General features: G+C 49.9%; 21 protein-coding genes and 1 riboswitch. Of the genes, 15 read left to right on the top strand and 6 right to left on the bottom strand.

Annotation, left to right across the window (positions count from 1 at the left end; all coding sequences use genetic code 11):
- Positions 1-303: 303 nt before the first annotated feature.
- Positions 304-516, top strand: coding sequence for a hypothetical protein (locus ACX93W_RS14540; protein ID WP_459393102.1), 213 nt, complete (start codon positions 304-306; stop codon positions 514-516).
- Between the two features lie 54 nt (positions 517-570).
- Here ACX93W_RS14540 and ACX93W_RS14535 read toward each other — a convergent pair whose 3' ends face one another.
- On the bottom strand, positions 571-1,926 hold the full coding sequence (locus ACX93W_RS14535; RefSeq protein WP_459393101.1) for an SEC-C metal-binding domain-containing protein: 1,356 nt from the start codon (positions 1,924-1,926) through the stop codon (positions 571-573).
- A 166-nt stretch (positions 1,927-2,092) separates the two neighbouring features.
- On the opposite strand from ACX93W_RS14535, the gene ACX93W_RS14530 reads away from it, so the two are divergent.
- The 8 genes from ACX93W_RS14530 (at position 2,093) to ACX93W_RS14495 (ending at position 10,457) form a co-directional block, all read left to right on the top strand.
- Complete coding sequence (locus ACX93W_RS14530; protein ID WP_459393100.1) at positions 2,093-2,752, top strand: TetR/AcrR family transcriptional regulator; 660 nt, start codon at positions 2,093-2,095, stop codon at positions 2,750-2,752.
- The gene (locus ACX93W_RS14525; protein WP_459393099.1) at positions 2,749-3,792 is read left to right on the top strand and encodes an alpha/beta fold hydrolase; all 1,044 of its coding nucleotides are present in this window, start codon (positions 2,749-2,751) and stop codon (positions 3,790-3,792) included. Before ACX93W_RS14530 ends, ACX93W_RS14525 begins: the two co-directional genes overlap by 4 nt.
- Positions 3,793-4,045: 253 nt before the next feature.
- Positions 4,046-4,131, top strand: a riboswitch (cyclic di-GMP riboswitch).
- A gap of 91 nt (positions 4,132-4,222) precedes the next feature.
- Positions 4,223-6,199, top strand: a complete 1,977-nt coding sequence (locus ACX93W_RS14520) for a methyl-accepting chemotaxis protein (protein ID WP_459393098.1) — start codon at positions 4,223-4,225, stop codon at positions 6,197-6,199.
- A 108-nt stretch (positions 6,200-6,307) separates the two neighbouring features.
- Entirely contained in the window at positions 6,308-8,209 is a 1,902-nt protein-coding gene (locus ACX93W_RS14515) for an S-layer homology domain-containing protein (RefSeq protein WP_459393097.1), read from the top strand.
- A 147-nt stretch (positions 8,210-8,356) separates the two neighbouring features.
- Positions 8,357-8,971, top strand: a complete 615-nt coding sequence (locus tag ACX93W_RS14510) for a hypothetical protein (protein ID WP_459393096.1) — start codon at positions 8,357-8,359, stop codon at positions 8,969-8,971.
- A 36-nt stretch (positions 8,972-9,007) separates the two neighbouring features.
- Complete coding sequence (locus tag ACX93W_RS14505; protein ID WP_459393095.1) at positions 9,008-9,553, top strand: GNAT family N-acetyltransferase; 546 nt, start codon at positions 9,008-9,010, stop codon at positions 9,551-9,553.
- Between the two features lie 105 nt (positions 9,554-9,658).
- A complete protein-coding gene (locus tag ACX93W_RS14500) occupies positions 9,659-9,901 on the top strand; it encodes a DUF3995 domain-containing protein (RefSeq protein ID WP_459393094.1) in 243 nt (80 codons plus the stop codon).
- 16 nt (positions 9,902-9,917) lie between these two features.
- Positions 9,918-10,457, top strand: coding sequence for a CDP-alcohol phosphatidyltransferase family protein (locus ACX93W_RS14495; RefSeq protein ID WP_459393093.1), 540 nt, complete (start codon positions 9,918-9,920; stop codon positions 10,455-10,457).
- An 89-nt stretch (positions 10,458-10,546) separates the two neighbouring features.
- On the opposite strand, the gene ACX93W_RS14490 is transcribed toward ACX93W_RS14495, so the two are convergent.
- A complete protein-coding gene (locus tag ACX93W_RS14490) occupies positions 10,547-11,410 on the bottom strand; it encodes a helix-turn-helix domain-containing protein (RefSeq protein WP_459393092.1) in 864 nt (287 codons plus the stop codon).
- Positions 11,411-11,601: 191 nt separating this feature from the next.
- On the opposite strand from ACX93W_RS14490, the gene galA reads away from it, so the two are divergent.
- The gene (gene galA / locus ACX93W_RS14485) at positions 11,602-14,367 is read left to right on the top strand and encodes a beta-galactosidase GalA (protein WP_459393091.1); all 2,766 of its coding nucleotides are present in this window, start codon (positions 11,602-11,604) and stop codon (positions 14,365-14,367) included.
- 167 nt (positions 14,368-14,534) lie between these two features.
- Positions 14,535-14,978, top strand: coding sequence for a hypothetical protein (locus ACX93W_RS14480; RefSeq protein ID WP_459393090.1), 444 nt, complete (start codon positions 14,535-14,537; stop codon positions 14,976-14,978).
- Between the two features lie 88 nt (positions 14,979-15,066).
- Here the strand turns inward: ACX93W_RS14480 and ACX93W_RS14475 are convergent, their stop codons facing one another.
- The 3 genes from ACX93W_RS14475 to ACX93W_RS14465 form a co-directional block, all read right to left on the bottom strand.
- Positions 15,067-16,542 carry a sensor histidine kinase gene (locus ACX93W_RS14475; RefSeq protein WP_459393089.1) on the bottom strand — a complete coding sequence of 492 codons (1,476 nt, stop codon included), beginning with the start codon at positions 16,540-16,542 and terminating at the stop codon, positions 15,067-15,069.
- Positions 16,542-17,219 (bottom strand): response regulator transcription factor, encoded by a 678-nt coding sequence (locus ACX93W_RS14470; RefSeq protein WP_459393088.1) that lies wholly within the window; start codon positions 17,217-17,219, stop codon positions 16,542-16,544. The genes ACX93W_RS14475 and ACX93W_RS14470 overlap by 1 nt, the downstream gene beginning before the upstream one ends.
- A 180-nt stretch (positions 17,220-17,399) precedes the next feature.
- Complete coding sequence (locus tag ACX93W_RS14465; RefSeq protein ID WP_459393087.1) at positions 17,400-17,522, bottom strand: aminoglycoside 6-adenylyltransferase; 123 nt, start codon at positions 17,520-17,522, stop codon at positions 17,400-17,402.
- Positions 17,523-17,757: 235 nt separating this feature from the next.
- Between ACX93W_RS14465 and ACX93W_RS14460 the strand changes: the two genes are divergently transcribed.
- The 3 genes from ACX93W_RS14460 to ACX93W_RS14450 are packed head-to-tail and all read left to right on the top strand — an operon-like array spanning position 17,758 to position 21,331.
- Positions 17,758-18,501, top strand: coding sequence for a VTC domain-containing protein (locus ACX93W_RS14460; RefSeq protein WP_459393086.1), 744 nt, complete (start codon positions 17,758-17,760; stop codon positions 18,499-18,501).
- A complete protein-coding gene (locus ACX93W_RS14455; protein WP_459393085.1) occupies positions 18,494-19,174 on the top strand; it encodes a DUF4956 domain-containing protein in 681 nt (226 codons plus the stop codon). The genes ACX93W_RS14460 and ACX93W_RS14455 overlap by 8 nt, the downstream gene beginning before the upstream one ends.
- 36 nt (positions 19,175-19,210) lie before the next feature.
- Positions 19,211-21,331, top strand: a complete 2,121-nt coding sequence (locus ACX93W_RS14450) for a carbohydrate-binding domain-containing protein (RefSeq protein WP_459393084.1) — start codon at positions 19,211-19,213, stop codon at positions 21,329-21,331.
- Between the two features lie 1,316 nt (positions 21,332-22,647).
- Here ACX93W_RS14450 and ACX93W_RS14445 read toward each other — a convergent pair.
- Positions 22,648-23,187, bottom strand: coding sequence for a ClbS/DfsB family four-helix bundle protein (locus tag ACX93W_RS14445; RefSeq protein WP_459393083.1), 540 nt, complete (start codon positions 23,185-23,187; stop codon positions 22,648-22,650).
- Positions 23,188-23,522: 335 nt separating this feature from the next.
- Between ACX93W_RS14445 and ACX93W_RS14440 the strand changes: the two genes are divergently transcribed.
- Entirely contained in the window at positions 23,523-24,191 is a 669-nt protein-coding gene (locus tag ACX93W_RS14440) for a PspA/IM30 family protein (protein ID WP_459393082.1), read from the top strand.
- Positions 24,192-24,204 lie beyond the last annotated feature (13 nt).

The following is a 24,204-nucleotide window of genomic DNA, read 5'->3' as shown; positions in this document are numbered from 1 at the left end:
TACCTGGTTATAGGTAAAAGCTATATCGAATCGGATATTTGCTCATCAGCAAATGCTTCTTTGTGTATAATTGTAATAAAAACAAAAATAAGGAGGGCTTATGAATCAAGGTGCTTTTAACAAGTTTTTCTGGGGATTTTTGTTTATCATGTTCAGTTTCAGAATTCAAGGCTTTGATGTTTTACCGGATATCAGGTCCCGGCTGACAACCTCAATGTCGATTTGTTTAGTCTGTTGTTTGGGATCGTATCTATCCTATTGGTTTTAGCCGTTGTTTACCATTTGCTGATGGGGATTAGGGAGATGGCGTTCAGAGCGGATCAAAGCGATCTTGCGGAGGAAGCGGGTAAAAAATGGACGTTTTTTCTTGTTATCCAAATTGTGAGCCTCGTCTGTATGGTGGTAGTCATTATTCCGGCGTTATTTGTTTTGATGGCCATAGCATTGTTTGTAGGCTCGATTATTCTCATGGTGAGTCTGATGGGTTTTATGAAGAGGTGTGGAGAACGGCTGTAGGCGTACAAAAAACCAGGGAGCCGCATGTAACGGATCAGCTCCCCTTGTCCTATTCTATTTCGAAAGCAAATTCAACAATTCGCCCTTGGCCAGCCAAAGGTGACGATTCCCGGAAACGTAAACAATAGCTTCCCTTTCATCTCCAAACCCAATAACATTGGGTACGCTGCGAGGCATCCTTTTTGTACCTTGAAGATACGCCGGGACAAACGGATTATGCGAAATCGCCGTTTTAATCAGCGATGTCAGACGAGAAGTTTTTCCATTTAAGTTGTATTCAACGAGAACCCGGCTATAGTGATAAGCGGCGCTTTCATCCTCGCTGTATTGTTGAAAGAGAAGGTTGGCGGATTTCCAGTCCTCCGTCTCCAGATAAGCGGTCAGCAGCAGCTCTCGTACGCCTTGATTATCATTTGGATTCAACTCCAGCAGCTCGCGGTAATGCTGGATGGCTTCGGCCATATTGTCCATCATCGCACAGATCTGCGCAAGTCCGAATTTTGCTCTCATAAAAGGTCTTGTCGGCAGGTACCCCCAGAAGTATCCCTTGTTCTCCTCGAAAAAGGCCTTGCCCAAACGATTTTCCTCAACCTTCATCCCTTGCCTGTAGAAGTAGGCGGCTTCCTTGGGCGTTGATGTGCATTCGGCTAAAATGTTATAGGCATCTCCGCTTTCGGGGTGAAGCGCCAGCGCATCCTGAGCCAGCTTAATCCGGCGTTTCGGATCGGATTCTTCCCATGCCGAATAGATCAAGTCGGAGGCTTGCTCTTCCTTGCTCTGGCTGTTGCGGCCGGAAGGGGCTTTGTGCATATTTTTTTGTAAAAAAGCATTGGCCTCTTCTATCGTTTCGAAATTCTGCTCGTCAAGCAGGGCGTGAATTCGGGCTATTTGCTGTTCCATGGCAACTCGTGAGCCCGGATTGTCGGCGGCCGAATGCTGCTGCCCGTTGGGCACAGTGAGCATATCGGCATGATCCTCCAAGAAAAAGTAAATCTGTTCCGCTCTGTTTGATAACGTTGTGGCAGAAATTCCGTATTTCTTGGCTAGCTCGCTTTGGGTAGCAGGATAATCGTAATTTTGGCAAAGCAAATATTCCAGCGCCGCAGGGAATGTTCCCAGCTTTTGCGAGATAGGGCGGCTTTCATGGGCGTATGCGTTCCAGATTTTAATAAAGCTGCCAATGAGCTCATCCGAGTATAAGCCGGTCGTATTTTGCAGAAAGTGATGCGCGATCTGCTGATGCAGCTCGTTTGGCCATTGGAGTTGCTGGTCAATCATATCTGTTAAAGAAAGGGGCCGCGAGGAAGTAATCGGAACTACTTTTCCAGCCTCGTCCTTGCTTAAGCAACACTTTTTGTACTTCAATCCGCTGCCGCAGTGGCAAGCGTCATTTCTTCCTAATTTCTTCATGGGACCTCCAAAGTTATTGATTCTATCCTATTATCGCCTAAATCAGTTCAATAGCAAAGGAAGAAACTTGGAGTTTGCCAAATCCTCTAAAACTTGACGGCTAACGACTGTTATCCTTATAATCAAGCTAACGGCCGTTAGCCTTATTTGCGGGAGGTTTTATCTGTTGAGCATAGAGAGAAATCGGGTGTATGCAGACTTGGCTGCCAATGCCATTACGAACCAGACAAAAATAAAGATTATGGAGACATCGATTGATCTATTTTCGAGGCGAGGATACAGCGGTGTCTCGATCCGGGACATTACGAAAGAGGTGGGGATCAAGGAAAGCTCCTTATACAAACATTTCAAAAACAAGGATGAGCTGATCGAGACGATCTTTTGGAACTTTCGCCAATCCTGCTCGGAAATATTGCCCCCGATGGAGAAGGTGGATCAGATTGCGATGGAGATGGACTTAAAGTCGTTTTTGGAGCAAGGATGGTTGAACTTCAAACGCCATATCGATGACTCCATCCATCAGAAAATGTGGCGTATTGTCTATCTCGAGCTTTTCCGGCATGCCAAGGCCGCAGAAATTTACAGTGGGGATATTGTCGCAAAAACAGTGGAATGTCTGGCTATCGTGTTTGCAAAAATGGCGGAAGCAGGCAAGTTAAAGGCAATGGATCCCAAACTGCTGGCGGTGGAATATCAATACCCGTTGTTTATGATGGTTATGGACTACATTCTGTTACGGTCGCAGGGGCAAACGACGGATGGCGTTGAGCTGCATGTTGCGAACCATATCCAATATTTCGTGAATGCGTCGGGGGCGAAGCAATGATAAAGCGGTTTGCCAAACGCGATTTTTGCATACCTCGGACGGGAATTAGCTCGGTAGAAAAGCTGGTCCTTGGAGGTGTCGAGCAATGCATTCTTTTGCAGGGAGAGAACCCTGGCAAACCGGTGCTGTTAATCCTTCATGGAGGACCCTCGATGCCCATGCCTGGGGTTTCATCCAAGGGACAAGACTATACGATTGTGACCAATACCCGGGAATTAGTGAAGCATTTTGTCGTTGTGTTTTGGGATCAGAGAGGGACGGGGAAATCTTACTCCAAAACAATTCCCCGGGAGACCTTAACCGTGGGGCAATTTATATCCGATGCGGAGGAGTTAACGGACTATTTGCGCCAACGCTTTAAGCAAACTAAAATTTTCCTCGCAGGCCATTCCTGGGGCTCCACGATCGGTTTAAGTCTGGCTGTTCGTTCGCCGCACAAATTTTATTCGTATACGGGTTTTTCGCAATTGGTCAGCTGGACTGAAAACGACAGGCTTTCGTTGGAGTGGCTGAAACAAGAGGCGGCAAAACGAGGGAACCAAAAAGCTTTGCGCGAGCTTCAAGCAATAGGCGAACCTCCGTTTACGGAAAGCTTTAAGCAATGGGCAACTATGCGGATTTGGCAGCAAAGGTTCAATACTCTGATCTACACCGATGAAGCGATCAAGCACCCTGGCATGTGGGGGATTTTCATCAATATGCTGCGGTCGGAGACTTATTCGTTTAAGGATATTATCAATAGCTTTTACAGGGGATTTAAGCTGGTCTATACGCAGCGTTTCGTGGAGGAATTAAGTAATCACCAGATCATGGGCGATGGGTACAAAATAGATCTTCCTGTTACTTTCATTCATGGCGCCAAAGACTTTCAGGTGCACGGAAGCTTAGTGGAGAGCTTTTATAATGAGTTGGAAGCCAAACACAAACAGTTAATCTGGGCGCCTCGATCCGGACATGCCTTCCACCCTGACGATACGAAAAATAATGAACAGCATTTCATTCGCGAGCTGCGACATCTCTCTCGCCATTCCGTTGTATGACTTAGGGCTTGGTTCATTCCTGTTTTTAACAGGGTCATTCATCCTGTTTTTGCCAACCACTGTCGTTAGCCCTGAAATGGCTGTGTTATGATGGCCCTGTGCGAACGTAAATGCTGGTTAAGATGGCGGCGATATAAGACGCGCCAATGCTGGCGATTCCGCATCCTTTTTCCTGAATGTGTCGTTTTAAAAGGATTTTGATAAATAATTAATGCACAACTATAAAAGAAAAGTGTCATTTAACCGATATTCTTTTCGATAAAGGCAAACTCGCCGAAAGGCGGGGACGCAAAGCTGCGGGTCTAATGCGTTACGCGCGATGACAGCCGGGCCGCCGAATAAGGAAGGGTTATGTGCACGCAAAATCCAGTCTATTCGGACTGGATTTTTTTGTATTCCAAAAATTTTCGATAGAAAAAGAGTGATTACAATGAAACTAACCGTCAAAAGCAGCCTGATTACCACTCTATTAATGACCGTATCGCTAAGCTGTGTGTCTTTCCTTGGCTACGATAGGGCCAAAACGACATTGGAGGAAAACTTTAAGGAACAGGCGGAGCAGCAGCTGTCCGTTGTTCAAAATTACATCGATATATGGATTCAGGGCACCCAGGCCAAATACCAGGCATTAAGCCAATCGGATGACGTGAGAAACAGAGACATTCCCAAAATTCTTGCTTACAGCAACCGAATGACGGACATTACCGAAAATCCGGATGAATTTGCGTTTATTGCCCCGGACGGCACGCTTTATTTGCCGGGAGCCACAACGAATGTAAAGGATTTTCCTCATTTTCAAAGGGCGATCAACGGCGAGACCGTCACCATCGATCCGGTAGGCTCGAAGTCTCCCGGGGTTGAGGGGACGCCGATTGTGCTTACGGCTACTCCTGTAAGGGACGACCAAGGAAATATCGTTGGCGTCGGCAACGGAGGTCAGCCTATACAAGACTTGATTGATCTGATCTCCAAGGTGAAATTGGGCCAAAGCGGCCATGCGATTGTATATACAAAGGAAGGCACGGTTGTGGCCAGCCAGAATCCTGAAGATACCCTGCAGAAAAATATGGCCGATTACGGGAATGAAACGATTAATAAAATCGTAGCTGAAAGCACCAATGGCGATACGGGGTTGGGTGAAGCCGTTATTGATGGATCGGATCATATGATCGTTTACGGTAAATCAGGAATGATGGATTGGGGCATTGCAATCATGGTTCCCAAGAGCGAAGCCTATGCCGAAGCCAACGCCTTGCTGCGATTTTCAATTATGGTCACGATAGTTTGTCTTCTGGTTTCCGCTGCAATCATTTATACGGTCATGCGCAAAACGTTAAAGCCGCTTTCCGTCATGAACGAAAAGCTAAAGGGGCTTTCCGCGAGCGAAGGAGACTTGTCCTCTAGGCTGGCATTTGAAACCAAGGATGAAATCGGCGAGCTTTCGAGAAGCTTTAACGGAATGCTTGAAAATCTGCAGGGGCTGATCATATCCATTTTGGATAAGGGACAGGTTGTAGCCGGCTCATCGTCTCATCTATTGGGCAACGTGGATCAAATCTCATCTACGGTTCAGCAAACCACAACCAATATTCAGCAGGCAAATGCCGGGCTGCAAGGCCAGATGACGGGGTATGAGCGGAATTTGGGCTTGATTGGGGAAATCGGAGGGGGCGTCTATGGTATTTTGAACACATCCAACCAAACCTCCGGCATTGCCGCCGAGGCTTCCCAAGGAGCAAAAACAGGCAATGAAGCCGTCATCGGCTTGACCAATCAGATGGATTCCATCCAGCAGACGGTTAACGAAGCTGCTTCAGGCATTAAGCGGTTAAGCGTGCGTTCGGAGGAAATCGGCGACATTACGTCCCTGATTACATCGATTGCTTCCCAAACCAATATTTTGGCGCTCAACGCTTCGATCGAGGCTGCCAGAGCAGGAGTCCATGGGAAGGGATTTGCTGTCGTGGCGGATGAAATCCGCAAGCTTGCCGAGCAATCGACGGAATCCGCCAATCAGATTGCCGATCTCATCCATCAGGTACAAGCCGACACCTCCCAAGCGGTGGGCAAAATGGATAAAGGAACCGGAGAAGTTACGCTTGGCCTGGAGCAAGTGAGGGAGGTCGGCGTTTTATTCCAGAGTCTTGTGACCACAACGACGGACGTATCGGTTCATATGGACAGAATTGCCGCAGCAGCCGACCGGTTAAACGCAAATACGGAACGTGTGGAATCCGAGATTAAGGATAGTGTGCAAATCGCCAAAAATTCTTCCCAAAGCTTTGAAACGATTGCTGCTATGTCGGAAGAGCAGCTTGCCTCCATTATGGAAATCAACAGCTCCGTGGAACAGCTGACACGCACCGCGGATGAGCTGAAAACCATGCTAAATCGATTTAAAGTCTAGTTCACGAAACTAGCTGATTTTAGGGGATGGAAGAACTCTCTTTTTTTATCGACGAATGGAAAATACTATAGTAAAATAGTCCCTATTGAAGAAAATGGAGGGGACAAGATGGGGAAGTCAAAATTTAAGATTTTAATCATGGCATTAGCGCTAGCGCTTATGATTCCAACCGTCGCGGCTTACGCAGACAACAGTCCGTCATTCAGCGATGTAGGCAGCACCTATTGGGCAAAGGATGAAATTGATAGCCTTGTTCAGCTAGGCGTTGTCAAAGGATTTGATGATAATACATTTAAGCCTGCCGCGCCGGTGACGCGCGAGCAGTTCGCCCAATTGCTCACATTGGCCTTTTATCTGGATATTCCGACGGATAATGAACAAACGTTCCGCGATGTAGCGAAGTCCCGCTGGTCTTTTCCTGCGATAGAAGCGTCAAAAGATTTCTTGACGGGTTATTACCCGCCAAGCGGCAATGCCTTTTTTGATCCAACAGCCAAAGCAACCCGCGAGGATGTTGCCGTCGCTCTGGTCAAAACGATGAATTATCAGCCGGATGATCTTCAAAATCCGGATATTTTGAATTACTACTATGACGGCAGCGACGTTTCTCCCAATCTGCAAACCTATATGGGAATCGCGATTGAAAAGAAACTGATGACCGGTTATCAGGACGGACGACTGAAGCCGAATGCTCCCGTTACCCGCGCCGAAGCGGCTGCTCTGATCTACCGTGTGCTCAAAGGCGCCTCCGGCGATAGCCAAGCCTCTTTGGAATTAAACGTAGACGTGCCTGAACAAACGTCCACGCCAACCGTTTATGTAACAGGCGACGTGAACAAAGGCGCCAGCGTTACCATAAACAACAAACAAGTCGAGGTTGTCCAAGGACAATTCCGCTGGGCGGTCGTGCTGGAGCAGGAAGGAACGTATACGTTCACGATTGTTGCCCGCATACCCGGAGGCAAAACCGAGACTGTAACCAAAAAGGTTGTTTATGAAAAAGGCGGCCCTACGCTGGAAGTAAAAGGCGTTCCGGAGCAAACGGATAATAAGTCGTTAAAAGTGTCCTGGACTGCAAAAGATCCAAACGGCAGCGATTTAACCGTCTACCTTAATGGAGAGAAGCAGTGGTCCTCTTCGTCCTCGGCCACCATTGAGCTAGAGGAAGGAACAAATACCATTATTGTGCGCGCTGAGAATTCGGCGGGGAAATCTGTCGAGGTGAAAAAACAAGTTGTATTTTCGACAGGCGGTCCGGCATTGACAGTCGAAAGCCTTCCGGAAACAACGGATAAAGAAACAGTAACCGTAAGATGGACAGTAAAAGACAAAAACGACTCTTATCCATCCGTATATGTAAATGACGAGAAGCAGTCCTCTTATACAAATTCGGTTACGGTTAATTTGAAAGAAGGCTCCAATCAAATCGTTGTCAAAGCAACCAATAGTTTTGGCAAAACAACAACCGTTACAAAATCCATTACGTTCAACGCCGGCAATTCGGTTTTGACCGTTGGCGATTTGGCGGAAACAACCGAAAAAGAGTCAGTTACGGTAAGCTGGACAGTGAGAGATACGAATGATTCATATCCGTCGGTATACGTAAATGATGAAAAACAGAGCGGCTATTATACCAGCAAGTCCTTCAGCCTGGTGCCCGGAGTCAACACGATTAAGGTGAAAAGCATCAATAAGCTGGGAAAAACGACGGAAGTAACCAAAACCATTACCTTTAATCCGCCTGCTCCAACCTTCGTGCTGACCCATGCGCCGGAGACAACCTCGTCGCAGAGAATTACAGTGAGCTGGACGTTGTCGGATGTCAATGATTCCAGTGTTAAATTGTATTTGGATGATGTGCAACTATCATCGTACAATGCTTCCATCAGCGTCAACTTGAAAGAAGGCGAAAATGTCCTTAAGTTTGTCGCAACAAACAAATACGGAAAATCGACCGAAATTCTGTATAAGGTGACGTATACGGCTGCCCAACCGGAGCCGCAATCCTAAAGGTTCTGCTTTTATACCTGCAAGGCTGGTTTCGGACTATCCGAAATCGGCCTTTTCTTTTTGCCTTTTCTCATTTAAGGGAGGATCAGGAATTATTGTGTCGAAAAGTATATAGATCGTTCAAAAGTCACAACTGGAGGCGGGGAAATGGTTCAAATGGCACAAAACAAACCGGCGGCGATAGCTGAAGCCTATAAGGAAATTCTGCAGATTGTCAAAACAACGGCTAATACCGAGATCAAAGCAAAGGAGTTTGTTTTGAGAGTCGGAATAACTTCCGTCAACTCTAGGGTTTACGGAGGCTGCCAATACATAAAATCAATAGATGATCAAAATACGGAGCTGCAGTTGATTGTGCAGGCGGACATGGCAAAAACGCTGGAGCTTGGACACGGCTATGAGGTAAGAGGCTCCTTTGAGGTTTCGGCGTTGCCGAGCTTTGGATTTTTTCAGTTCAGAGTGGCGGAGGCCGTCTGGATCGCTGCCGATATGAAGCTTGAAGCCAAAAAACAGGCGGCAAGATTTTTATTGGATGCGCTGGAGGCACCGAAACAAACCTATCAGGAGCAGAACCGCGCAAAAAGAAGGTATGTACCTCAAACCTATGATAAGCCAAGGGACCATAGCCAAAAGCTGGCCAAGTCTCAAGCGGGTTCCCTGCTTATCTACGCTGCCTTATTCATAGCGCTTGCAATTGTGGCAGGTATATTCTTTTTTGCGGTTATACCTAAATTGTTCGAAGCTATTTTGATTGGTTCGTAGGTTGTTAAGCTAGGTCCATTTAAGGAGGTTTCTGACATGCGACTTGAGACAAAGCGATTATTGATTAGGGAATTTGTGCCGGAGGATGCAGGGGCAGTCCATCAGTATTCTTCAGACGAGAGGGTAACGCAACATATGATCTGGGGACCAAATACGGAGGAGGAAACCTATGGTTTTATTCATCGTACCATTGTTATGCAGGGGGAAATTCCTCGCACGGGCTATGAATTTGCGGTTGAATTGAAGGAAGGCGGCGGTCTGATCGGGGGCTGCGGTATTCATCTATCGGGTCATCGGCAAGGTGAAATCGGGTATTGCTACAATGCGTTGCATTGGCGTCAGGGCTATGCGTCGGAAGCTGCCTTTGCTTTGCTGGAGTTTGGTTTCGACAATCTTGGCCTTCACCGTATCTATGCTACTTGCCGTCCTGAAAATATAGGGTCCGCCAAGGTGATGCAGCATATCGGCATGTCGTATGAGGGTCATCTGCGCGGTCATATGTGGCATAAAGGCAGCTTTCATGATTCCTATCAATACTCCATTCTGGAGCCTGAATATCGGGCGATGCAGTATGAGGCGTGACAAACTGCTGACCTCGATGTTTTCCGCCACTGGCAAAGGTGATTTCCTCCTTTATTTGAGGAATCTGGGGTAGACTACAAGCACAGATCCATTGATGAAAGTGAGTTGGAACGTCACTTGAGGCTGCTAGGCGGAGCGGTAGAGCGCTTGTTATTCCCAGACTGGCTGTTCTCGTTTGGCGGCTGGTTGTTGGGCAGTCTTTTTCGGATAAGAGCTATTGGCGACTTGAAATGGGTCGGCTTTTTCAAGAAGCGGAAGGGAACGTTGTTCGCCAAATGGGACACGGCGCTTTTTTCGCCTCTCTGTCTTCTATTAGGTGTTGGAATCATGGCTGCACAAATCATGTGAAGGCTGGTGGAGTCGCATGACGTTGAAGCAAATACCCAATGTGCTGACTATCTTCCGAATAGGGGGCTCTATTGCGCTGCTGTTTCTGGAGCCTCTATCGACAGCCTTTTACCTCCTCTATCTCCTTTGCGGCGGGAGCGATATGCTGGATGGTTACGCAGCTAGACGTTTCCATGCCACTAGTCGCTTGGGCGCAGCGTTGGACAGTGCGGCGGATGCCGTTTTTGTTTTCGTGATGGCGGTTGTTTTGGTGCCGATGCTCATCTTGCCCCTTGCCATATGGTTATGGCTGGCGGGGATAGCCGCGATCAAGCTGACCTCTCTGCTAACGGGCTTTTTCAAATACCGCTCGCTTGCATTTCTTCACACTTATGCCAATAAAATAGCTGGAATCGCGCTTTTTTTGTTCCCTCTGGTTTTTGGAATGTGGGGAGAGCATGCAACAGTATTCGCAATGATTCTGTGCGCTATTGCGAGCATCGCTGCTTTGGAGGAGCTGGCGATCAACCTTACGGCTTCAAAGCTTGATCCAGATGTAAAAACCTGGATTCTATAGTGAAGACGTCCATCTCCGCCTTTATAAAAATGACAGGTAGAAGACCCCGCCGCAATGGCGGTTTTTTGCATTGTACGCCTTACGTTTAGTCAAACGGGCTCGTGAAGCCGGTGGCCGTAAGCTTTTCTGAATTTGCCGGGGGTCAGCCCATATTGCTTTCTGAACATCCGGATAAAATAACTCGTTTCCATCCCCAGGCGGCTGGCGATTTCCTGAATGCCGATATCCGGGCTGTTCTCCAGCCACGTTGCCGCATGCTGCAGCCGGATTCGCTGCAGATAGGCATGGGGATTCATCCCGTATGCTTCGCGGAATATCCGCTGGAAATGCTGGACAGAATAACCGACCGCATGCGCGATATTGGCGATTTGCAGATTTTCGCTGTAATGCTGTTTCATATAAAGAATAGCCGTTTTGAGCGCGCGCTGCGCGGAGCTATAGGTGCCAGGGGCGATCGTTCCGCTATGGCGCAGGACCGCTTTGGATAAAGCAAGCAAAAATGCGTACAGCTCGGCGGACAGCTTTTCTTCCGTATCCTCCGCATCCATGTCGGATTTGTCCCATATCCCCTTCAATTTCTCCCGAAGTCCATCCATGGAGCTTGCTGCCAGAGGCAAAATAGCGAATAGAGGCAAATTGCAGTTCCCGACGATGTTTTCCGCCGATGCTCCGCCTATGCCGATAAAGCCGAGCTTCCAGGTCTGGTCCAAAGCAGGCGAATATTCATGCGGAGCTCCCGCAGGCAGAAGTAAGGCATGCCCGGGAGGGAACATTCTCTCTTGTCCGTCCGGCAGGTGAAACGTCCCGTACCCTTCAAAATTAATAAAACACTGAAGCGCGGGATATCCCTCGGGCCGATATTGATGGGTCTGCTCGTGCAGGCCGCAGTTATAGACCGATAAAGGCAGCCGATGGCCGGATTGGTTGGGGCATAGGCGAAAGGGAAGCAGCATGGAAATTCTCCAGTCTTGTCGATGATTTAGGATGATGATCGTCTTCTACTATGAACGTTTCCGGTCAAAAGGACAACGCTTCATGCATGAAATGTTCATTTTGTACGATTTTATCCCTGCTTTTGTGCTAACGTCTTTCGTATTGTCTTTTCTACAATAGAGGTATCACATCTCAGAAAGGTTTTGACGCAATGAGAGAACGATTGAGCATGGACAAGGACTGGCTGTTTCATCATGGCGACATCTCCATCCCGGCTGAGAATAGCCACAAAGCAGTATACGGCACCGCCAAGGCGGGCGGCACTATGGGAGCGGCCAGCATTGAATGGAACGACAATGAATGGGAAACGGTCGGGCTGCCGCATGACTGGTCCTATCGCCAGCCGTTCGACCGGGAAGGCGGAGTGCCGGACTTTGGCTACAAACCGCGCGGCATCGGCTGGTACCGGAAAAAGTTCAAGCTGGAGCCCTCAGACAACGGAAAGCAGCTAACGCTTGAGTTCGACGGCATCGCTACGTATGCAACGATCTATCTGAACGGCAGCGTTCTGGCGCGCAACTTCTGCGGATATACCAGTTTTGTTGTGGATATAACGGATCGCGTCTTTTACGGCGACCGTCCAAATCTATTGGTCGTTAAGGTGGATGCTTCCGTGTCGGAAGGCTGGTGGTATGAAGGCGCCGGCATTTACCGTCATGTATGGCTCACCAAAAAAGATGCCCTGTCCATCGCCCATCGGGGCGTCTGGGTTAATCCCGTCAAGCAGGACGGGGACAACTGGCTGACCAATACGGAAACAACGATCTCCAATGAGCGGGAAAAGGATGCCGGGTTTGAACTGCTTTCCCGCGTCGTTCGCGCCGACGGAGAGATTGTGGCGGAGGAAACTTCGAGCGGTTTTGCAAAAGCGGGGGAAACCATCGTCTTGAAGCAAAATTTGCCCCTTAGCTTGCCGCTTCTGTGGGATGTGGATTCTCCCCATCTATACAAGCTTCATACCGTCCTGCTGGAGGATGGCGAGCGGCGCGACGAGGTTGAAACAAGCTATGGCTATCGGACCATCCGGATTTGTCCCGACACGGGATTTTATCTCAATGGGCGCAGACTCAAAATCAAGGGCACCTGCAACCATCAGGACCATGCCGGAATTGGCGTGGCGCTGCCGGATTCCGTTCATGAATTCCGCATTTCGCGGCTGAAGGAAATGGGAAGCAACGCTTATCGCTGCGCTCATCACAATCCTGCGCCTGAGCTGCTGGACGCTTGCGACCGGCTGGGTATGCTGGTCATGGACGAAAACCGCAACTTCGACAGCTCGCCGGAAGGGCTTCGCCAGGTTGAAAATATGGTAACGCGCGACCGCAACCATCCATCGGTCGTATTTTACAGCCTGTATAACGAAGAGCCGCTGCAGGGAACCCCTGTCGGCCGCAAAATGTTTAAGAGGATGAAGGAAGCCGTGCTCCGCCTGGATGATACCCGGCCGATTCTGGGCGCTATGAACGGCGGCGTCATGGAGGATGAAGGCACCGTCGACGTGATGGATATAGCCGGCTTTAACTATATGCATGGCGGTTACGACCGTTTCCACGAGAAGCATCCCGGCCAGCCGGTGATTGGCTCCGAGACGGTCAGCGCTTTTGCGACCAGAGGCAATTACGTCAGCGACACGGAGCTGCAGTTTTTTGACAGCTACGACCGGGAAAAAGCGAATTGGGGCAATACGGCGAGGGAATCGTGGCAGGCCATCGATACGCGGGATTTTATGATGGGCACCTTTGTTTGGACGGGCTTTGATTATCGCGGCGAGCCGACGCCTTATGAATGGCCTAGCGTCGGCACTCATTTCGGCATACTGGATACATGCGGTTTTCCGAAGGATTCCTATTACCTGTACCAGGCGTTTTGGCTGGATGAGCCGATTGTCCATATCGCCGGGGGCTGGAATTGGCCGGGCAAAGAGGGCGAGCCTGTAACGATCATGACGCATACCAACTGCGAAGAGGTGGCGTTGTATGTCAACGGCGAACTGCGGCACCGGGCAAACGTGGATATCTACGAGCAGCGCCAATGGGAAATTCCATACGAGCCGGGAACGTTAAGGCTGGAGGGCTATCGGGACGGGAAGCTGGTTGCAGCGGACGAAAAGATGACTCCGGGGGCGGCTTGCGCTTTACGCGTGGAAACCAGCAAACCGGCTTTGCTAGGAGACGGACGGGATGCGGTGGTTGTTAATGTGTACGCAATTGACGCTGAAGGGCGATTTGTGGAGACAGCGAATGGGCTTGTCGCCTTTTCAATTGAAGGCGGAGGGGTGATTCTGGGAGCCGGCAACGGCAATCCCAACTCACACGAGCTTGATCATCTTCCGGAGCGACGCTTGTTCAACGGCTGCTTTCAGCTGATCGTTGGCAGCAATGCCAGTCATGACCCAATTACGCTGACGCTGCAGGGAGAAGGTTTGCGGAGTTTTGCTCATACCATCCCGGTAGAGACTGCGGCGGAGCTTCCTTACGTACCGTCCGTTCACGAGAAATATATTAACAACTGGCTGCTGACGCAGGACATATCGCGCCAGCGTCCCGATCCCAATGTTGAGATCCATCCGACGGATATGAATTCGTGGGAGAAGGTCGATGTCAGCTTCGGGCCGCAGCAGATGCTGCAAGGCGGGGACGGTTATGTCATTTACCGCAGCTCCATCTCCCTGACGGAGCGGGAGAGAAGCAGCAAGCCGTATCTCTATTTCCATGCCGTTAGCGGCGACTCCGAAATTTATGTAGGTGGAAAGCTGGTGGCCAAGCAATCCTCCCAGTGGCCGCTGACTGTGGAAGTTTCACTGGACGACGCGGAGCTTGGCGAAGAAACGGTATTGTCCGTATTGGTCGGCATCAAGCCGGATATGTACAAACCAGGCATCAACGGCGCGGTTTCGATGGGACTTAGGAAGGATTAGCGGGAACTCCGCTCTGGCTTGCTGCGTCTTTGTGCAGGCAACCAAGCACGGAGAGTTCTTCGCTACTGATGGCCGGTCGATAGGGGAGTAACGCAGCTCACAGACATATGGTTGTCTGCTCTGGTACAATGCAGTCAAAAGGCATGAGCCGAGAGGGGCTGCGAAGGATGCTGCATTATGCATGGGGATTTTCCTGGAAAGGGCTTATACTCTTTTTGCTGGTGATGCTGCCCAACCTGCTGTACATCTGGATTCCTGCGCCGGTTGCCAAAAAAATAGAGGGACCTGGCTTCCTTGCTCTGAGCATTCTTGAGCATGGCAGTCAGGCCCTTTTTGTGGTGCTGCTGTTGTTTCTGACAAGCACAAAGATTTCCTCCATGCAAAGTCCTTACATCTATGGAATGGGTGGACTTCTGCTTGGTTATTATGCCTTATGGGTACTGTTTTTTGCAGGAATGGCGGACAAAACGGCGTGGATGGCTCTTGCCGTAATTCCCGTGCTTTATTTTGTGCTGGCGGAGCTGTGGCTCCACAACATCCCCGCCATCCTTCCAACACTCCTTTTTGGAGCGGCCCATGCGGCGATTACCTGGCAGACCTATAACCCTTAAGACACTCCCGTGAAGATGGGCAGCCAGCAACCTGGGAGCCCATCTCGTTTGGCTAGAGCGTGTAGGCAATCTCCGAGCGGAGCAGATCCTATTCCTCAAGAGCGAGATGTACATAAAAAGTGGTGGACTCGCCCGGCGTGCTTTTGGCATAGATGCGGCCTTTATGCTGGTCGATAATGGATTTGGCGATGGCCAATCCCAAGCCGTATCCGCCTTGCTTGCGGGCTCGCGATGTATCCGTCCGGTAGAAGCGGTCGAATATGCGGGTCAGATGCTCCGCCGCAATGCCTTCGCCTGTATTGGTGATGGCAAGCACGGATTCCTGATGCTGTTTTTTCAGCGAAAGCTCAACCTTTCCTCCGGCTTGCGTGTATTTAACTGCATTGTCCAGCAGAATCATTATGACCTGCTTGATTTGCTCGCTATTCCCGTTAACCTTCAGCTCCGGGTCGATTTCGTAATGAAAGTCCACGTTTTTTTCGAAAAATACAGCCTCCATCGTTAGCAAAATGGTTTCCACCGCTTCGCTCATATTAAACTTCGATGTAAACATGCGAGCTCTGGCATCGTCCATTTCCGTCAGGTAGAGCAGGTCATTGGTCAAACGAGTCATACGCTCCGTCTCGGACTTGATATAGTGCAGCCACTTGGCTTGCCGGTTAATGGTATCCTGGCCATTGGAGAGAAGTACGTCCGCGTTGGTATGAATGATCGTCAGCGGCGTTTTCAGCTCGTGGGAAGCGTCCGCAATAAATTGCTTTTGCTTGTCGAAAGCTTCCTTGACGGGCGAGATGGACCGATTGGCAAAGTACCGGCTTGTAAAAAAGATGACAATCAGCATCACGATCCCTACGATGGCAAAGGTATAGATCAGGTTGGTCAAAATATCCTGGCGGGCGGACACATCCAGAAAGACGATCATATACCCTTCGCTCGTTTGCTGGATTGTATAGGCCCAGTGGCTGCCGTCCAGCGAAATTTGGCCTGACGTTTTTTTGCCGCCAGGCGAAACCTTTGCCAACGCTTGCGCAAACAACTCTTCATCCATATCGAATTGGGATGTGCCTTCGGTAAGCGTGCCGTTTGTGTCTGTCTTCAGCGTAAACGAAACCGTTCGTTCCGGCAGCATACCGCCGTACTCTCCGCCGAAGCCAAAGCCGCCGCTCCCCGTTTTGCCGCCAAAACGGCTATCCGGTATTCCTTCGCCACCCATGGGAACCCGGCCTTCAGAGCCGTTGCTCTCTGCGCCGTCGGCAGCAGAGCCGACTCCTCCAGAGGCTTCTTCCGAATTTGCCGTTCCGCCGTCCTGGCCCATGATTGGACCGGCTTCATTGACATCTCCAGCATCCCCAGCGGGAGCATCGGGCATTCGGACTCCATCGGTACGAGGTCCGCCCATCTGCGGCCGCTGGTAAGCATCCGCGATGCGATGGAGATCCATTTTGATGTCATTTTGCGCATTGCGGTAGGTGATCGTATAAATGGAGGCAAAGGCCACCAGCATAATGACGGATATCGTAATCAAGTTAAGCAGAAGGAACCGATTCCTCAGTTTGTTGAACATCAGTCTGTCACCTCTAATACATACCCGACGCTGCGGATGGTCGTGATGCGGACCGAAGAACCAAGGAAGGTAAGCTTTTTGCGCAGAAAGGAAATGTAGACCTCCACATTGTTGTATTCCGCGTCAGAGTCGAAGCCCCAAAGCTTCTCGATAATAAGCTCCTTGGAGGTGACGGCTTGCTTGCGCACGATCATCAGCTCCAACAGCTCGCTTTCCTTCAGGTTCAGCTTGATCTCCTTGCCCTTGACGGACATTTTGAGCGTCGAGGTGTTGAGCTCCACGTCGCCAAACTTGAGGGCATCCTCCGGCATCACCTCGCCTTTGCGGCGCAAAGCCGCGCGCATGCGGGCAAGCAGCTCCTCGGATGCAAACGGCTTGGCGATATAGTCGTCGGCGCCATAATCCAGCCCTGCCACCTTGTCCGGCAACTCGCCTTTGGCGGTCAGCATAATAACCGGCGTTGCGTTGCCTGCTCCGCGCAGCTTTTTGAGCACGGTTATTCCGTCCATCTCCGGCATCATAATATCCAGCAGAATGAGATCGTAGATGCCGCTCATTGCGTAATCCAGCCCTGCGCTGCCGTCATGGACGGCGTCGACGGAATAGTTTTGCTTCTTCAAAATTTGGGTTAAGGCTTCCGCCAGATGAATCTCGTCTTCTACAATCAATATTCTCATATCTATCGCATCCTTTAATTAGAGGGTGTCTTAAAGTCACGCACGCTACTGTTCGTGGCTTTTGAATGTGTTCGTGGTTTCTCTATAGGATAGCCGGGAAACCTTTAGCCAATCTTAACCGTGCCGCATTCCTTCAATAATAGCCGGTTATGGCCTCATCATAATCCGGGTAAGGGATCGCTAGCTTCGGGCGCGCTGAATCGTGACGTTGCTGCTCGACCCTTCCAGAACCGCCGCGACAATCCTCTCATCCTTTTGGGCAAAATCGATCAGAAGTCCCATCATTTCCTGTTCTGTCCTCAATAGACTCCCCCCGATCGCGCACATCTCGATTGCCTTAAAAATAGTGGGTTTTGTCCAAAAAGTAAAGCCCCAGTTGCTTCAATCCCTTGTTCTCATCCGCAAAAGGTCGCTGTCCGAAATCACTGCCCGTAAAAAATTAACGTCTTGTAAATGCATTTAAGATTCATTCAAGGTTCCGGCCCTATTATACAGACATAGCCCCACGGCACAGAGAAACTGAGAGGAGTTGCCCCCTATGACAATCGAAGTATTCAACCGCTACGAAAACAAATATCTGCTTACGGATGCGGCCTATCGCAAATTGCTCCTGCAGCTGCTGGAATATATGGAACTGGATGATTACAACAAACAGCATGAGTTTTATTCCATCACCAATCTTTATTACGATACGCCGTCCAATACGATCATCCGGCACAGCTTGTCCAAGCCCAAATACAAGGAAAAGCTGAGGCTCAGAGCATACGGCACGCCTTCGGAGGATGCTAAGGTCTACCTGGAAATCAAGAAAAAGGTGTTTGGCCTGGTGAACAAACGCCGCACTGCTTTGAAGCTGAATGAAGCTTACGACTTTGTGCGGACAGGCGTGCAGCCTGAGCTCAAAAGCTACATGAATCCGCAGGTGATCCGTGAAATTTCGTATCTGATGAGCCAATACGATCTTCAGCCGGCGGTTTATCTGTCCTATGACCGGAAAGCGCTGTTCAGCAAGGAAAACCGCGATTTGCGGATTACCTTCGACACCAATATCGTGTGCAGGCGGCACGAGCTCCAATTGGAGAACGGCAGCTACGGCGAGCAATTGCTGGAGCCCGGCCAGTGGCTGATGGAGGTTAAAGCGGAAAATACGATTCCGCTCTGGCTGTCCCGCCTTCTTTCCGAAAACGGGATGTACCGCACAGGGTTCTCCAAATACGGAAACGAGTACAAAAAAATGATTCGAACCAATCGTCTTGAGAAGGAGAGTGCCGTCTATGCTTGATTCGTTGTTTAACGTCAGTCTTGAAAGCGCCGAGCTGACCTTTACGAATGTACTTTTGACCATAGCTTTATCGATCGTTATCGGCCTTGTTATCAGCTACACCTATATGAAAACCAATCCCGGTTATTCGCAAGGTTTTGTTCTGACCTTGGTGCTGCTGCCGGTTGTAGTATCCGTCATTATTTTGCTGATCGGAAGCAATATCGCCAGAGCGTTCAGTCTCGCCGGGGCGTTTTCGATCATTCGTTTCCGCAGCGCCGCCGGCAATCCCAAAGATATTACGTTTGTCTTGTTTACGATGGCCGCGGGGCTGGCATGCGGAGTTGGAGCATTCGCGTACGGCGTGTTGTTTACCCTGATCTTATGCGCATTGATGGTGGTACTGAGCGTTGTTAAGTTCGGAACGTCAAAGTCGGAGCAAAAAACGCTGAAAGTCACTATTCCCGAAAATTTAAGCTACGAAGAAGCGTTTGAAGAAGTATTCAACAACCACAAGGTCAGCTATCAGCTGCAAAAAATCCGCACAACGGAGCTGGGCAGTCTGTACGAGCTGGTGTATCTGGTGAACATTGGACTTGAAACGAATCAGAAGGCATTTCTTGACGATATACGGTGCCGGAATGGCAACCTGGATTTGACCCTTACCATGACCCCGACAACGCAGGAATATTGAAAAAACAATGAACCCCTATTTGAGAGGATGATCGTTATGAAAAAGCCAATGAAAAAAGGAAGAGTCTGGATTGCAATCTTGTGCATGGCGATTGTGACGGCATGCAGCTCCACGGGAGCCTCCACCACAACGGGCACCCAAACGACAGTAACGGCGGAAAGCTCCGCATCGGGATCGGCCGCGCAGGGAACAACAACAGCTTCAGGCGCAACTCAAGCGGATGGAGGGGCTGCGCTGGCTGCCGCGCAAAGCGTGGAATTCAAAAAAGCGGATCTGGCGACGGAATGGAGTGCGGAGACGTCAACTGCCATTACGTTGAGCGGAGATTCGGCGACGGTGAACGGCTCCGGCGCCGCAGTAAGCGGGGGTGTCGTAACGATCTCGGAAGAGGGCGTATACGTGCTCAGCGGAACGTTGAATGACGGGCAAATTATCGTGGAGGTTGCGGATGATCAGAATGTCCAACTGGTGCTGAACGGAGCAACCATCAACAGCTCCACCAGCGCGCCGATCTATGTAAAAGAAGCCGACAAGGTCATTATTACACTGGCTGACGGCACGGAAAACAGCGTTTCGGATGGGGCAACCTATGTGTACCCCGACGCGGAAACCGACGAGCCTAATGCCGCTATTTTCAGCAAAGGCGACTTGACGATTAACGGCAACGGCGCGCTGACTGTAACGGGCAATTACAAAGACGGCATCAAAAGCAAGGATGATTTGAAGATCGTTAGCGGCACAATTACGGTAAAAGCGGTAGAAGACGGCATTGTCGGGAAAGATATGACGGCTATTGCCGGAGGCGATTTTGCCATCCAGGCAGGAGCGGACGGCATCAAGTCCAACAACGACAGCGACGAGGCGAAAGGGTATATTGCGATCACGGGCGGAACCTTTGACATCCAAGCCGATAATGACGGCATCCAGGCTGAAACAGCGCTGCTTATCGAGGACGGCAGCTTTACCTTCGTAACAGGCGGAGGGTATACCAACGGCGAGGTGAAAACAGAGGAATTTGGCGGCGGACGGCCAGGCGGACAAAATACAGCTGCAACGGCAACAGACGATACGCCTAGCATGAAAGGGATCAAAGCGGGAACAGCAGTAGTTGTTAACGGCGGAGAGTTTGAATTGAATTCCGCGGATGATACCATTCACAGCAACGGCTCTGTATCCATCAGCGGGGGAGCTTTTACGCTGGCAACGGGCGATGACGGCATCCATGCCGATGCATCGGTAGCGATTAGCGGCGGCATTATCTCCATTACCAACAGCTATGAAGGCGTTGAAGGCACTGATATTGTCATCTCCGGCGGAGAACTAAACATTGTGGCGTCGGATGACGGCATCAATGCGGCGGGCAATGACGGACTGAATAATCAACTGACGTTCAGCGGCGGCACGGTAACGGTAAATGCCGGCGGCGATGGACTGGATTCCAATGGTCATATCTACATGACAGGCGGAATCGTCATCGTGAACGGTCCAACCAATAATGGCAACGGCGCATTGGATTATGACGGCAACTTTGAAATCAGCGGCGGCACCTTGATTGCGGCGGGCAGCTCCGGCATGGCTCAGGCAACTTCGGAATCCTCCAGCCAACGGACCGTCAGCATGACCTTTACGCAAGCCCAGCAAGCCGGCACATTAGTTCATCTGGAAGACAGCAAAGGCAACGTGATCGTTACTTTTGCTCCTGGCAAAACCTATCAGTCGGTCGTTATCAGTTCGCCGGACCTGAAGGAAGGCGAGACGTATACATTGTCTTCGGGAGGAACGGCAACCGGCAGCGAAGTTTCCGGCTATTACACCGGGGGCGAATATACCGGCGGAACGGAAATCACTTCGTTTGAAATGACGGGTAGCGTCATATGGCTGAACGAATCCGGCGTCACAACCGGCAATAGCGGCGGCTTCGGAGGCGGCCCCGGCGGCGGGCGCGGCGGCATGGGCACAAGACCGGAAGGCCAACCTGGCGAGATGGGCGCCATGCCGGAAGGAGCGGGCGAAGGCGGCATGACTAGGCCGGATGGCCAAAGCGGTAACGGCGGTTTTGGCGGCGGCCCCGGCGGCCAGCGCGGCAGCACGGACGGAAGCGCTGCTGACAGCCAAAGCGCCACTACAGGCAGTGCAGGAAGCGCTGCGAATAGCTGAAGCGTCAATACAAGCGGCACCGGAAGCGCAGCGAATAGCTGAAGCGCCAACATAAGCAGTGCAAGAAGCGCTGCTAATAGCTGAAGCGCCAACATAAGCAGTGCAGGAAGCGCTGCTAATAGCTGAAGCGTCAACATGGGCAGCGTAAGAACCGCTGCTGATAGTTAAAGAGAAAATACAGGCAGCTCCGGAAGCACAGCGAATAGTTAAAGCTTCAACATGGGCAGCGTAGGAATCATAATGTAATCATGGAAAAGTAATCGAAGACAAGCAACTGAGAAGAAGCAACTGAGAAGAAGCAACCGAGAAGATGTAACCGAGAAGATGTAACCGAGAAGATGTAACTGAGAAGATGTAACTGAGAAGAATTAACTGAGAAGAAGTAACTGAGAAGATGTAACCGAGAAGAAGTAACTAAGAAGTAACTAAGAAGAAGTAACTGAGAAGATGTAACCGAGAAGATGTGTAACCGGTAAAACGTGCCGCAACAAATCTGATCCTGACGGTATTGCTGTTCAAATGGGGCTGTACGGAAAATCAGCCCCATTAAGCGAATCATCCAAAATCCAAAATTGTAGCGGACAGAAATGTCCGTTAGAGTTGATTTTTAAGGCTTTTGCCTGATTTGACGGTCATCCGTGTCCGTTACATCGAAAAATAGCGGAAATTCCGCTGATTTCAGGCTGTAATGGACAAAAACGTCCATTAGAAATGAAAGGTTGTGTTTTTTGCGAGTCTAACGGACAAAAATGACTCTTAGCGTTTGAATTTTGAAGACGCAAGCAACTCATACCCATCGTGTTGTGTGGGGCTTGTGCTGCAAGGCCCTTATGCAGTATGAGGCATGTGCTGGATGTACCTATGTAGAGTGGGGCTTGTGCTCCAAGGCCCTTTTGCAGTATGAAGCTTATGCTGGACGACTCTATGCAGTATGAGCTTTGTGTGGCATGAGTTCACGTGCAGGCAAGTACCTTCCGATCCACTTTCATAGTGGTCTGGAAGGTTCTTTTGCACATATACATATATGTCGGATACTCTCGCTCGGGCGTAGGCTTTTGGCCTTCCGATCCACTTTCATAGTGGTCTGAAAGGTTCTTTTGCACATATGCACTTACGACAAGATACTCTCGCTCAGGCTTAGCCTTGTGGCCATCCAAACCACTTTCATAGTGGCTTTTAAAGTGCTTTGCCCATATGATGGGGGTACGCTGACTCAAAGCTCCGCTTTAGGCACATCTCCATTCGATTTATCTCCATTCGATTTATGTCCATTCAAAGTATCTCCATTCAATGTATCAACATTCAATTTCGGGGACTCATCGCACAGTTTCGTTCAGGTGTTGCTGATGGATTTTTTTCCACTTTCGGATTTTGGAGCGGAAAGTTTTGAAGGGTGCCGCTGAATTGATATGAATCCAACGCGCCATCGGCCAATTTTCCTTGCTGCCCGTCCAGCGGCGCTTGCCTTGAGTGAACAACTCCTCCTCCGACAAACCTCCGACCCAATCAAGCCATTGCTGCTCAAGCTCCCGGAATAATAGTCGCAGCTCTTGCAGGGAGCAGTGTCTGTTATGCGCATAAAAGGATTGATACAATGCTCCAAGCTGATTCCATTTGTACCCCTCGGCGGGCATTTGAACGGGTTTTCCGTCAAGCTCGTCCCAATCCCATCCCATGACAAGCTTCATCCACCCCAACTGGTAAGACAGTATCTCCGCAGGCGTCCGGTCTACCTCAGGGTAGGCAACATCCCGGCATGCTTCATCAATTTCGTCATATTCGGCATCCAGCAGCAGATATAAGGCATGAATGGCATCGATCAGTTCCTTTTTTGAATGATCATTTAATCCGGCCATCGAAAAATTCTCCTTCCAGGCATCTGATTTTCTCAATTCTAACTCTCCATTTTATTCCTCTATTTTATTTTCCTATTTTATTTTCCTATTTTATTTCTCTACTTTATCTCTCTACTTTATCTCTCTACTTTTTTTCTACTGTATATCACTATTTCATTTCTCTACTTTATTTCTCTATTGTAGACTCCATTGAACCATACCGCTGTGACAACAGTCTGTCGGGTTTTGCGGATGATTGGTCCGTTTGCGGTGGAATGATAAAGGAAATGAATCCTTTTGGCCCAAATTCATGTATTATGTAGGAAAGAAGCAAGGAAAACGAGGAGGCGGTCATTATGGGTATTTTGTCGCGCTTCAAAACCATCATGGCAAGCAATATCAACGCAATGCCGGGCGACGATCCGGTAAAAGCGATCAATGAGCATATGCGCAGCCTGAATGTTGATCTGAACCAGGTGCGGGCGGAGACGTCTACCGTGCAGATGGAGGAAAGGCGGGCCAGGCGGGCGCTGGATGAATGCGAAGCCGAAATAAGGAAGCTGCAGCAATACGCGGTCAAATCCGTTGAAGCGGGCAATGATGACGATGCCTTGAAATTTCTGGGCAAAAAGGCGGAGCAAGCCAAGAAGCTGCCGCAGCTTAGGGAAGCTTATGAGACGGCGTCTGCAAATGCCGCCAATATAAAAAAAATGAACGACAAGCTGGTTGCGGACATGGAACGGCTGGAGTCGCTCCGGGCCGAGCTGCAGGGGAAATGGCATGTTGCCAATGCGCAAGGGAAGATGAACAAGCTGGACGGAGCGGAAGGTTCTTTGCTGCATGAGGCGCAGGAGCGCATTAATCAAGCTGCCGACGAAGCGCAGGCGTTGGCCGAGCTAAGAGGCATGGACCAGAAGAAGGACGAACTGGACGAGAAGTTTGCTCAGCTCGGGCTGGATGCCGGAGCCTCCAGCGCGGAGGATGAGTTGGCCAGGCTCAAGAAGTCGCTTGACGGGAAGAATTGAAGCAGGTGCGGGA

It is taken from the genome of Paenibacillus sp. CAU 1782, from assembly GCF_054551715.1.
Note: the sequence above shows the minus strand (reverse complement) of the source record. Positions and strands in the feature narration are given on the sequence as shown.